The organism is Ruegeria sp. AM9, from assembly GCF_056540565.1.
This window is the reverse complement of sequence record NZ_JBQFWY010000006.1, coordinates 115,070-127,066: the sequence shown is the minus strand read 5'-3', so window position 1 is coordinate 127,066 and position 11,997 is coordinate 115,070. Positions and strand designations below refer to the sequence as shown.

The window sequence follows — 11,997 nt, the reverse complement described above, 5'->3', positions numbered from 1 at the left end:
TTCAGCATCCGCTGTAATTCTTATTTCCGCTTGACGTGATCGTATATGTCCCGCCGCGCGGACCGATATAGCACGTGCGCGATGCCGAGCGTTGCACCGGCGCGCGGTATCGCTTGGCGTTTTCTGTAAGGGTTCTACCCCACTCACAGGCCAACCCGTCTCCGTCCGCATCCAGATTGTTGGGATCTGACAGCGGACCGCCTGCGGCCAGAAACGCCTTTTGCGCCTCGGCGGCTGAGGCAAAGTCGCTGCAATCCAGATCACCGGATCGCTCGGCGTCCCGTTGGTACACGGGCTTTCCATAAGCAACAGCCGTTCGCTGGCCCAGATAGGACGCCCCAGAGCTGCGCTGCCCCCGGCTGGCCAGTTCAGCTTCGATATAAGCCAGTTCTAACGGCGATTGTGCTGCGCTATGCTGAACCCAAAGGTCCGGGGTGCTGGCTGTTTGATAGGCGATTGGCGAAGTGCAGGCTACGAGCAGAGTACAAGCAAGGCTGGTCGGAAAGAGTGTTTTCATCGAAACCTCAGGATGTCGCCTGAACAGGTGAAAAGGTTGTTTTCGGAATTGAGCACATTTCTTTCCCATGTGAGAAAGCTCTGCAATGCTGGGCCGGGAAACCGGATGTCAAAATCTCTGACCTGTTGAATGGATGCCACCCATGAAAGTCGCAACTGCCGCCTATAACCTCGATTGGCTCGACAGTTGGGCGCAATATGAGGACAAGCTGGATCACTGGGTTTCTGACGCGGCCAAGCAGGGGGCCGAATTGCTGGTCTTCCCCGAATACGGAGCGATGGAGCTTTCAACGCTCGATGGCACCGGAGTGGCCGGTGATCTGGAGCGTTCGATCCGGGCGGTGTCGGATCGGATGGAAGATACCCAGGCTCTGCACCAGCGTCTTGCGCGGGAATACAATACGTACATTCTGGGTGCGTCGGCTCCGGTCGTAGATGGTCCGGGCCGTCCGGTGAACCGTGCCGTGATCTATGCCCCCGATGGTCAACAGGGTCATCAGGACAAGCAGATCATGACCCGGTTCGAGCGCGAGGATTGGGATATCGCACCCGGCGGCCCGCTCAAGCTGTTCAATACCGCCTTGGGCAAGATCGGCGTTCTGATCTGCTATGACAGCGAGTTTCCCCTGCTGGGCCGCGCCCTGCATGAAGCCGACCTGATCCTCGTCCCCTCGTGTACCGAGGCACTGGCAGGCTATTGGCGCGTACGGATCGGCGCGATGTCGCGGGCGCTGGAAAATCAATGCGTTACGGTGATGGCTTCGCTGGTCGGCAACAATGACTGGTCCGAGGCGGTAGACATGAACACCGGCACCGGCGGCATTTTCGGCCCGCCGGACAAGGGCTTTCCGGCGACCGGCGTGCTGTCCGAGGGCACCCTGAACCAGCCCGGCTGGACCTATGCTGAGGTTGACCTGTCAGCCATTGCCGAGGTCCGCGCCGACGGAAATGTACTGAACCGCACCCACTGGGAGGAGCAGGCGCCCCGAGTCGATTCAGTCACAATATCCCCCCTTTAGGTGATTCCGCCCTTGAAATAAGCCCAAAATAGGCTCATTTAAGCGCACATCCTCGCAGATTCTGCGAGTGCAACGTAATGATGGAGACAACATGGCCAAGGAAGATACGCTCGAATTTCCCGGTGTCGTGAAGGAACTCCTGCCTAATGCGACGTTTCGGGTCGAGCTGGAAAACGGCCATGAGATCATCGCACATACGGCAGGCAAGATGCGCAAGAACCGCATCCGTGTTCTGGCCGGCGATAAGGTTCAGGTCGAGATGACCCCCTATGATCTGACCAAGGGTCGGATCAACTACCGCTTCAAGTAACGCCTGCCGCAATGGCGTTTATCTTAGGATCGGGCAGCCCAAGGCGGCTGGACCTGCTGTCCCAGCTTGGCGTGCAGCCCGATGCCATCCGCGCCCCGGACATTGACGAAACGCCTCTGAAGGGTGAACTGCCGGTGCCCTATTGCAGCCGCATCACGCGGGAAAAAGTGCAGGCGGTTCAGGCGGATAATGACGATATCACCCTCTGCGCAGATACCACTGTCGCGCTGGGCCGCCGCATTCTGGGCAAACCCGAAGATGCAGGGCAAGCGGCTGAGTTTCTGCACGCTCTGTCCGGTCGGCGGCACCGTGTGATCACCTCGGTCGCTGTGCGGCGCGGGGATCGGGTGCTGCAACGCGACGTGGTTTCTCAGGTCAAGGTCAAACGCCTGGCGGACGTTGAGATCAACGCCTATCTGGCCACCGGTGATTGGCAGGGCAAGGCAGGCGCTTACGCCATTCAAGGTCCGGCTGGCGCGTTCATCCCGTGGATTTCGGGTTCGTTCACCGGCATCGTCGGTCTACCCCTTTCCGAAACAGCCGCCCTTTTGCAAGGCATCGGCTATCCCCTGTATCGTGAGGCATCATGAAGGGTCGCACCATCGTTCTGGACCACATCGACAACCGCGAAGCCGCTGCCTTGATGGTGGATGGCAAGCTGGACGATTTCCTGATCGCCGCAGATGCCCCTGCGCCGGGTACGATCTATCGCGCCCGCGCCGACCGTCCGGTCAAAGGGCAGGGCGGCATGTTCCTGACAACACCCGATGGCCCGGCCTTTTTGCGGCAGGTCAAGGGGCTTGCCCCCGGTGCGCTGATGCTGGTGCAGGTGACGGGTTACGCCGAGCCGGGCAAGGCGCTGCCTGTAACCGACCGCATCCTGTTCAAGAGCCGCTATGCGATTGTCACACCCGATGCGCCGGGCCTGAATATTTCGCGTTCCATCCGTGACGAGGATGAACGCGACCGCCTGCTCGAGATCGCGCATGAGTGCATGGAGGGCAACGATTATGGCCTGATCCTGCGGTCCTGTTGCGCGGGAGAGGACGCAGGCGAGATCGCTGAAGATATCAGCGCCATGCTGGCCCATGCCGATCAGGTTATCAACGACCACGGAACCGAGCCCGAACTGCTGCTGGAAGGGGACGGCCCGCAAGTGTTGGCCTGGCGCGACTGGACCGACCCGGCCGAGGTCGTGACCCAAGCCGGTGGGTTCGAGGCGCATGGTGTACTGGATGCTCTGGACGTTGCGCGTGGAATTTCCGAGCCGCTGCCGGGCGGAGGGCATCTCTATATCCAGCCCACACGCGCGCTGGTCGCCGTGGATGTGAACACCGGCTCCGATACGTCTCTGGCCGCTGGTACCAAGGTTAATTTTGCCTGTGCCAAGGCGCTGCCCCGCGCGCTGCGTGTACGCGGTCTCGGCGGGCAAATCACCCTGGATCTTGCCCCCATGCCTAAGAAAGACCGCCGGGGATTTGAATCGGCCCTGCGCGCTGCTTTCAAGGCGGATGGGATCGAGACCACTTTGGCCGGTTGGACCTCGCTGGGGCACTATGAACTGCAGCGCAAACGTGGCCGTATTCCCCTGACGGAGGTGCTGAAATGAGTTGTCCGATCTGTGGCGAAGACACGGTGATCAGATTCCGTCCGTTCTGTTCCAAACGCTGCGCTGACGTCGATTTGGCCAAGTGGCTGAACGGGTCATATGCGGTCCCGTCGCAGCGCGAAGAGGACCTGGACGCAGATGTCCCCGAAGGCGAAACCGGGCAATCGCGCCCACATTAAAAAAATGTCAAAAAGCCTCTGGACACTGCCTGTGGCAAGTCATAGAAGGCCTCCACCCAACGATAAACATCGTTCCCGTGCCCGGGTAGCTCAGGGGTAGAGCAGTGGATTGAAAATCCTCGTGTCGGTGGTTCGATTCCGCCCCCGGGCACCATTTAATCAGGAAAAATATATCAAAATCAATCGCTTAGAGCGATGCGCGAAACATTCTATGTACAGCTCTATGGACGGTTTTTGAGTTGTCCATTTTGATGAATCTCTCAGCTCTACTGACTTCCCCTTGCTGGACGGTACGCCCAGCGTACGTTAGGTTTCCCCAACCGGCGACAAGTCGGAAGAACAAAATCAATAAACAGGGTAGTGACAGGTGCGCTTACAAGACATTTTGGAAGAGTACCGCGCATCCGCGCGGACCGAACGCGAGAAGGGCGACTATTTCGAACGCCTTGTTCGGGTATTCATGGAAAACGATGATACTCAGCGTCAGTATTATTCTAAGGTTGAGACGTTTGCAGATTGGGCGACATCGCAAGGATGGAGCAACGCTGACACGGGCATCGATCTCGTTGGTACATTGTCTGACGGGTCTGGTTTTGCGGCGATTCAGTGCAAGTTCTACGCGCCCAATCACACAATCCAAAAGCCTGATATCGACAGCTTTATATCCGCATCTTCGAACGATCTTTTTACCCGATTGGTCATCGCGGACACCACGCACAAAGAGCTTGGTCGCAACACGCAGGAGACGCTGGACAAACTTTCGAAGGAATGGAACCGGATAAGTGTCGCAGAGCTTGAGGCAAGCCGCATTGATTGGTCGCAGTTCATCCGTTCTGGTTCGGTTAGCCTAGCGCCAAAAAAGCAGCTCCGAGATCATCAGAAAGACGCTCTTCGCGAAGTGCAGACTGGGTTGCAAACAGCAGATCGTGGCAAGTTGATCATGGCGTGCGGCACGGGGAAGACTTTTACGGGGCTGCGCATAGCGGAAACGCTCGCTGGTCCGGGTAAGCGCGTCCTGTTCATGGTTCCTTCGCTCGCGCTGATGTCCCAGACAGTTCGAGAATGGAAGAATGATAGTGAGGACCCGTTCACCGCATTCTCCGCCTGTTCCGATACACAGGTGGGACGCAGAGCGGACGCGGACAGCCTTGATTTGAACGTGCATGATCTGGCTTTCCCTGCGACGACGGACCCTGAGAAGCTGGCCAGTCAAGTCCTGTCCGCGCCGTTAGATCAAATGACCGTGGTGTTTTCTACTTATCATTCGATTGACGTGCTCACCCGTGCGCAAAAGAACCACGGTCTGCCAGAGTTCGATTTGGTGATTTGTGACGAAGCGCACCGGACGACAGGTGTTACGTTAAAGGACGAGGACGACAGCAACTTTGTCCGCATCCATGACAACGCCTATGTCGCGGCAAAGAAACGCCTCTACATGACCGCGACCCCGCGAATTTTTGCGGATACAGCTAAACGCAAGGCGGATGACTATGACGCCCGTCTGGCGTCTATGGATGATGAGGGCAAGTTCGGCAAAGACCTGTTCCATCGTGGCTTTGGTTGGGCGGTCGAGAACGAGCTTCTGACGGATTACAAGGTGGTCGTCCTTGCTGTTGATGAAGGCTTGGTATCACAAACCATCCAGAACCGCCTGAAAGACGGCCCGGAGCTGACGCTAGATGACGCGACCAAGATCATCGGGTGCTACAAGGCGCTGACGAAGACCGACCTCGCACAAGACCTTGAGTTTGACCCGCGCCCCATGAAGCGTGCGCTGGCCTTCTGTCAGACCATCAAGAAGTCCGAGATCATAGAAGACGAGTTCACGCAGGTGGTCGACGAATATGTTGGCAACGAGCTGATCGACGACGACCGTCACCTGAGCACCGAAGTTCGCCACATCGACGGCAGCTACAATGCCAGCTCACGCGAGGAAATGCTGAACTGGCTTAAGGATGACGCAGGCGACAACACGTGCCGCATCCTGACCAACGCCCGCGTACTCTCTGAGGGCGTCGACGTGCCCGCTCTGGACGCGATCATGTTCATGCACCCCCGCAAGAGCCAGATCGACGTTGTGCAGTCCGTAGGCCGCGTTATGCGGCGCGCCGAGGGCAAGAAGTTGGGCTACGTGATCCTGCCTGTCGCCATTCCGCCCAATACGAAGCCAGAAGAGGCGCTAAACGACAATGAGCGCTATAAGGTCGTCTGGCAAATCCTCAACGCCCTTCGCGCCCATGACGAGCGTCTGGACGCCCGGATCAACCAAGCGGAGCTGGGCGAGGACATCAGCGATAAGGTCGAACTGGTAAGCATATCCTCAGAGACCGAATTGAGGGAGTTGACGGCGGTTGTAGATGACTTCGACACCAACAAGCAGAAGCGCAACAAACCCGGCTCAGAAATTGGCAAGGAAGGCCCAGCGCCCCGTCGCGAAGACCTCGCTAACGCGCAGCAGGCCTTTGTTTTCGACGAATTCACCCGCGCCATCATGGCGAAGATCGTCGAGAAATGCGGGACCCGGGAATACTGGGACAAGTGGGCCAAGGACATCGCAGAGATCGCCCAGACCCACATCACCCGCATCAAGACCATCGTCGCGCACGAGGGACCAGAACGCGACGCCTTCCTCGCCTTCCTTGCCGAACTCCAAGACGACCTGAACCCGGAAATCACCGAAGACGAAGCAATTGAGATGCTCGCGCAGCACCTCATCACCAAACCGGTCTTCGACGCCCTCTTCAAATCCAGCGAGTTCACCAAGGAAAACCCGGTCTCCCGCGCGATGGAGATCGTGCTAGGCCAGCTTGATCAGCACAACCTGTCCAAGGAATCCGAAAGCCTTGAGAAATTCTACGCCAGCGTCCAACGCCGCGCGGCGGATGTGGTCACGGCAAACGGGCGGCAGGAGCTGATCCTGAAGCTCTATGATAGTTTCTTCAAAGGGGCGTTCCCCGTCCTCACCCAGCGCCTTGGCATCGTATACACCCCGGTCGAAGTGGTCGACTTCATCCTGCATTCGGTCAACGACGTGCTGAAGGCCCAGTTCGGGCAAACGCTGGGGTCGCAAGGCGTCCACATCCTTGACCCCTTCACCGGAACGGGCACCTTCATCACCCGCTTGCTGCAATCTGGCCTGATCGCGCCCGAAGAGCTGGAGCGCAAATATAAGCACGAGATTCACGCCAACGAGATCGTGCTGCTGGCCTATTACATTGCTGCCGTGAACATCGAAACGGTCTATCACGAACTGGCGCAGGGGGAGCTGAACAAAGACGCTCCCTATGAGCCGTTCAAGGGCATCTTGCTCACCGATACGTTCCAAATGTACGAGCAAGAACGCGACTTGATCGCGGAGCTGCTGCCCGACAACTCAGAGCGTCGTACTCGTCAGAAAGAGCTGGATATCCGCGTGATTGTTGGAAACCCGCCCTATTCGGCGGGGCAAACTAGCGCAAATGATAACAACGCCAATGTGTCCTATCCCGGTCTCGATGCGCGAATCCGAGACACATACGCAAAAAGATCTACTGCCAACAAAAAGAACGCTCTTTATGACAGCTACATTAGAGCATTGCGCTGGTCTTCCGATAGAATTGGAGACGCTGGGATAGTAGCGTACGTAAGCAACGCCGGATGGATCGAAGGCAACACTGCTGACGGGCTTCGCGCGTGCCTCGAAGAAGAATTTACGGACTTGTATGTGTTTCATCTACGCGGAAACACTCGTACCAGCGGTGAGCGAGCGCGAAAAGAGGGCGGCCAAACCTTTGGCTCTGGAAGTCGAGCTCCCATTGGCATCAGTGTCTTTGTGAAGAACCCTAACGCATTAGAGCATGGTCGGATATGGTTTCACGACATTGGGGACTATTTGGATCGACTGCAAAAGCTCGCAAGAATAGCTGAATTTGGGAGTATTTCGGGGATTACAAGCCAGGATGGTTGGAATCGTATTTTCCCGGATGACCAGCACGATTGGATTAATCAGCGCGACACATCCTTCGATGCTTTCATCAAAATTGGGTCCAAAAACGACGTTTCAGAGTCCTGTCTGTTTGAGAATTATTCACTGGGAATCAACTCAAACCGAGACGCTTGGGCGTTCAACGCTTCCAAGTCTAAATTGTCCCAAAATATGAAGCGTATGATCGACAAATTCAATGTCGAGGTTGAGCGGTTTCGCGAGAAACCACTTGGCGTTGCTACTTCTGACTTTATTGATGGCGATCCAAAGAGAATTAAGTGGTCGAGCAGCCTTATTCCTCGTCTCGAACGAGGTGAAAAAGGGGAATATTCAGAAGAGCATATTGCAAGGGCTGTGTATCGACCATTTCAAAAGCTTGAATTCTACTATGATAAGGTATTCATTCATAGAACTGGTCAGTTCCCCAAAATCTTTCCAAAAGGTGGCGGGGATAACTTGATTATAAGCCTTCCGTCGCCCGGAAACGTCACGCCATTCTCCGCCTTGATGTCGGATTTGCCCCAAGACCTTTCAGTGACCGCAGCAAAAGCCGGGACCCAGTGTTTTCCTCTTTATTTGTATGATGAGCAAGTAGAGGTTGGCGGTCTTTTTGACGGTCAAACTTCAGAGTTGCGCCGTCGTGACGCCATCTCCGATGAAGGATTAGCCCATTTCAAAACGGCGTATCCCAAAGAGAACATCAATAAAGAAGACATATTTTATTATGTCTACGGTTTGCTGCACTCACCCCAGTACTTGGAGCGTTACGCAGACAATTTGACTAAAGAGCTCCCCCGCATTCCAGCGGTCCGGACTTTCGAAGACTTCGCCGCCTTCCGCGACGCGGGCCGCGCGCTGGGCAATCTGCATGTGAACTTCGAAAGCGTTGAGCCGTATATGGTCACGTTCAAGGAAGGCACCCACGACCTTATCCCAGAGGCCCAGAGCGATCCTGTCGCCTTCTACCGCGTCAGGCATACCAATAAATGGAAATGGGGCGGCAAGGGCAAGGAAAAGGACCTCACGACCGTCATCTACAACGACAACATCACGATCCAGAACGTGCCTCTTGAGGCCTATGACTACGTCGTCAACGGCAAGCCCGCGCTGGAATGGGTGATGGAACGGCAGGTCGTGAAGACCGATAAGAAGAGCGGCATCGTCAACGACGCCAACGACTACGCCAACGAGACGGTCGGCGACCCCAAGTACCCGCTGGAGCTGTTCCAACGCGTGATCACCGTCAGCCTTGAGACAATGAAGATCGTGAACAGCCTCCCGCCGCTGGACATCGACACGGGCGAGCAAAAAGGCGTCCGCACCGTCGCCGAGCTCAAGTCAGCGATCAACGAGCACTGGGCGGGCACAGAAGCCGCTCAGACTGCCCTACAGATCGTCGACGCTGTCAGTGTCGGTAAGGTGGCCCCAGAGCAAACCCTACGCGTCAGCGGCCTCCTAGGTCTTCTGGGAAGGGACGAACTGACCAAGGATGTGATCGCGGCTTTGGCGATTTTGGTGCAGTCCGAATACGCGATCTTCCGCGCCTCAGCGGAATTCGTGGATGATGACGGCACGCGGCATCCGCTTAGTCCTGAAGAATTCCAACGCGCGCTGGATGTCGATACGGTCCTGCATCCGCTGACAAACGAGGATGTCGCAGGCGCATCTGAACGGGTTGTGCCCTTCTTCGAATTGGACAACGATCTGTTTGAGGTGCCGGTGTCATGACGATCACCCCGGACGCTCTCGCCGCGCTCAAAGCCCCGTTTTTAGGAACGGCGCAGGAAGCTGGTATAGATTTTGTCTATGCGCAAGATCACGATGGTCGTGTGCGAGCGGTCAGAAGACTCGTTGACTTCGCCTGTAGTGAACTGGTGAAACACCGCGAAAAGAAGCAAGATGACGATGAAGATGGTCTGACTGTTCAAGTATGCAGTATGCTCAAGATAGGCGGTGTGAAGGCTGTACACAACGCCTCTGTCGGGGGGCATTGCGACATTGTCGTTGAAGAGCGTGACGACTTTTTATGGCTGGCGGAAGCTAAAATTCACAGCAGCTATTCTTGGTTAGACAAGGGCTTTCAACAGTTATCTACCCGGTACTCGACGGGCAACTATGGGCAAGATCAAGGAGACGTCTTGATCTATTGCTTTGTCCAGAATCCAATGGCCGTGGTGTCCAAGTGGCGGGACGAGTTAGCAACCCGAAATCCGGACGTCAGCATTTCTGACGGCGAAGATGAAAACCCTCTATCATTCGTTTCTACCCACAAGCACGAGTGCTCCGGTTTGGACTTCGGCGTTAGACATAAAGCAGTTTCGCTTTATTGGAATCCTAAAGACAAATAAGTCCGCGCCACAATGCGTGATGTAACGCCCGATATTGAATGACTTTCCCAAACTGGACATCGACTAACCATGTCGCAGCCTGACCTATTCTTTGATCTTGGTGACGATACCGAATGGAACGCCTGCATCGGTCGTCAAGGCGATGAAGAGAACTACGCAGATGGATACATCGAGGCGGCGATAGAGTTGGCTGCGGCGGTTCTAGAGAAGCGCATGTACGAGAAACGCGACACGCTCGTCTTGCCTATACTCTACAACGCACGCCACGCTATAGAACTCACCCTCAAGCTGGTAATCGGTGAGTTAGTCCGGGCAGGCATTTTAGGTGGCGGCCATCCGAAAAACCACGATATCGCGTCACATCTGGCCTTCCTTGAATCGAAAGTCATACCCGACGAGCTTTTCCGAGAGCGGTTGTCAGTGCTCCAGCCATACGTCGACAGCCTCGCCCAGATTGACGACGATGGACAGGAGCTTCGCTTCCACGAAAACCGCGATGGACAGCGCAGCATGGAGGGGAAGGCCCTTGCAAACATTGCCGTCATACGGAGGAGCCTCGGCACGTTACAGGACGCGCTAAAGAACATAAGAAATCGTTCCTATTCGCTTTGTGACGAATGGCGGACGGGCACAAGAACGACACATTGCTCTCGCCGTGATCTCGTGAAAATTGCTGGAATGCTCCCAAAGCGAGAGAATTGGGCAACGGCAGAATTCGACGAATGCAAGCGCAGGATTAAAGAGCGTTTCGCGCTAGGCAACAGGCAGTTCAGTCTCGCACTCAACAAAATTCAAGAAAACCGGGGGCTTTCTGGCCTCATTGGCATCGAGACGGACTTGACTCATCTCTCAGACACCAAGGCGGTTTGGCTACTTGAGCAATGGGACAAACTGCACCCACCACGTACCAAGGCCGATGATCTCGGAATAGACTATTTCAAACTCGACCGCGCCGCGATGCTACAAAGAATGGGCGATGACGCCAAAGTGCATGAAGCCATAACGCGCGAACTCACAGAAGATGAATTCGCTGATGCAGAGACGGTCTTCTATTTGGCAAGAGACGGTGTGTTCCCTGAATTCTATGAGCCCAGACTAGAAAACAAGAAGCGTGAGTTCAGAGCCCGCAACGACTTCCGCCAAGAAGTTCACGACCTTATGAGCAAAACAAATTTCCGACGTCACTTCGTCGAGGGCTTGCGAAGTGTTGGCAGAATAAATTTTGCTGCTGGCATTTTCCCGTCGTGACCCTGTAACCATAAAGTTACTCGGCAACTCGCTTACAGGCACCGTGGTGCGATCCGAAAACCGGACTACCCCCGCCTCTGGGTCCCGCCTCAAATAAAGACAAATTGTTCACGCAATTTCTGGCGACAGGGAGGACGTGCGCAGCGCGCGTCAGGGCTCGCCTGCCCGGCCATCCCAGCCCCTATGCCGCTGTTTGCTTGATCAGGCGATAGATGCTGTCTCTACTGATACCCAATTCGCGCGCTGCTGCGGCCTTGCTCCCGTTTTGGCGTTCGAGTGCTTCCTGCACATCCTGCAAGTTTATCTTCGCTGGACGTCCCTTGAAGGGACTGTCAGCTCCTTTTGCCAATGCAGCATCTATGCCTTCGCGTTGACGTTCTTTGCGGAGTTCCGTCTCGAACTCGCCAATGGCGGCAATCATCGTAAAGAATAGGCGACCGGCAGGTGTGCTGGTGTCGATTTCCTGTTCGAGCACCTTCAGGTTTACGCCTTTCTGCTCCAACGTCGCGGCGATCTGGAGCAGATCGCGTGTAGAGCGCGCAAGTCGGTCAAGACGCACACACACAACCGTATCGCCCTCTCTGACGTAATCCAGCATACGCTCAAGTTCCAAACGCCCTTGCGTTTTGGTCCCGCTCTTTTTCTCAGCGAATATTCGACCGCACCCCGCGCCCGTCAGGGCGGCGTTCTGCACTTCCAGTTTCTGACCTGCGCTAGAAACCCGAGCGTAACCTATGAGCTCGCCCATTCACCAACCTCCAACTGTCCGATTTGCGTGTCTGAAGTTACCGTACTGTCAGATAA

Annotated in this window: 10 protein-coding genes and 1 tRNA gene; 9 read left to right on the top strand and 2 right to left on the bottom strand. The window is 55.8% G+C overall.

Going from position 1 to position 11,997, the window contains the following annotated elements; all coding sequences use genetic code 11:
* Position 1 precedes the first annotated feature (1 nt).
* Positions 2 to 517 carry an excalibur calcium-binding domain-containing protein gene (locus tag ACR0DO_RS12500; protein WP_480559121.1) on the bottom strand — a complete coding sequence of 172 codons (516 nt, stop codon included), beginning with the start codon at positions 515 to 517 and terminating at the stop codon, positions 2 to 4.
* 142 nt (positions 518 to 659) lie between these two features.
* Here ACR0DO_RS12500 and ACR0DO_RS12495 point away from each other — a divergent pair, with 142 nt between their 5' ends.
* The 9 genes from ACR0DO_RS12495 (at position 660) to ACR0DO_RS12455 (ending at position 11,193) form a co-directional block, all read left to right on the top strand.
* Positions 660 to 1,535 (top strand): carbon-nitrogen hydrolase family protein, encoded by an 876-nt coding sequence (locus ACR0DO_RS12495; protein WP_480559120.1) that lies wholly within the window; start codon positions 660 to 662, stop codon positions 1,533 to 1,535.
* A gap of 91 nt (positions 1,536 to 1,626) precedes the next feature.
* Entirely contained in the window at positions 1,627 to 1,845 is a 219-nt protein-coding gene (infA, locus tag ACR0DO_RS12490) for a translation initiation factor IF-1 (protein ID WP_005978431.1), read from the top strand.
* A gap of 11 nt (positions 1,846 to 1,856) precedes the next feature.
* A complete protein-coding gene (locus ACR0DO_RS12485; RefSeq protein WP_480559118.1) occupies positions 1,857 to 2,435 on the top strand; it encodes a Maf family protein in 579 nt (192 codons plus the stop codon).
* A complete protein-coding gene (locus ACR0DO_RS12480) occupies positions 2,432 to 3,454 on the top strand; it encodes a ribonuclease E/G (RefSeq protein ID WP_480559116.1) in 1,023 nt (340 codons plus the stop codon). Before ACR0DO_RS12485 ends, ACR0DO_RS12480 begins: the two co-directional genes overlap by 4 nt.
* Positions 3,451 to 3,633, top strand: a complete 183-nt coding sequence (locus tag ACR0DO_RS12475) for a DNA gyrase inhibitor YacG (protein WP_480559114.1) — start codon at positions 3,451 to 3,453, stop codon at positions 3,631 to 3,633. Before ACR0DO_RS12480 ends, ACR0DO_RS12475 begins: the two co-directional genes overlap by 4 nt.
* Positions 3,634 to 3,712: 79 nt before the next feature.
* Positions 3,713 to 3,787, top strand: a tRNA-Phe gene (locus ACR0DO_RS12470).
* A gap of 213 nt (positions 3,788 to 4,000) precedes the next feature.
* Positions 4,001 to 9,325: a DEAD/DEAH box helicase gene (locus ACR0DO_RS12465; protein ID WP_480559112.1), complete on the top strand. Its 5,325-nt coding sequence runs from the start codon at positions 4,001 to 4,003 to the stop codon at positions 9,323 to 9,325.
* Positions 9,322 to 9,945: a hypothetical protein gene (locus ACR0DO_RS12460; RefSeq protein WP_480559110.1), complete on the top strand. Its 624-nt coding sequence runs from the start codon at positions 9,322 to 9,324 to the stop codon at positions 9,943 to 9,945. Before ACR0DO_RS12465 ends, ACR0DO_RS12460 begins: the two co-directional genes overlap by 4 nt.
* A 69-nt stretch (positions 9,946 to 10,014) precedes the next feature.
* Positions 10,015 to 11,193: a hypothetical protein gene (locus ACR0DO_RS12455; protein WP_480559108.1), complete on the top strand. Its 1,179-nt coding sequence runs from the start codon at positions 10,015 to 10,017 to the stop codon at positions 11,191 to 11,193.
* A 181-nt stretch (positions 11,194 to 11,374) separates the two neighbouring features.
* Here the strand turns inward: ACR0DO_RS12455 and ACR0DO_RS12450 are convergent, their stop codons facing one another.
* Positions 11,375 to 11,941, bottom strand: a complete 567-nt coding sequence (locus ACR0DO_RS12450) for a recombinase family protein (protein WP_480559106.1) — start codon at positions 11,939 to 11,941, stop codon at positions 11,375 to 11,377.
* Positions 11,942 to 11,997 lie beyond the last annotated feature (56 nt).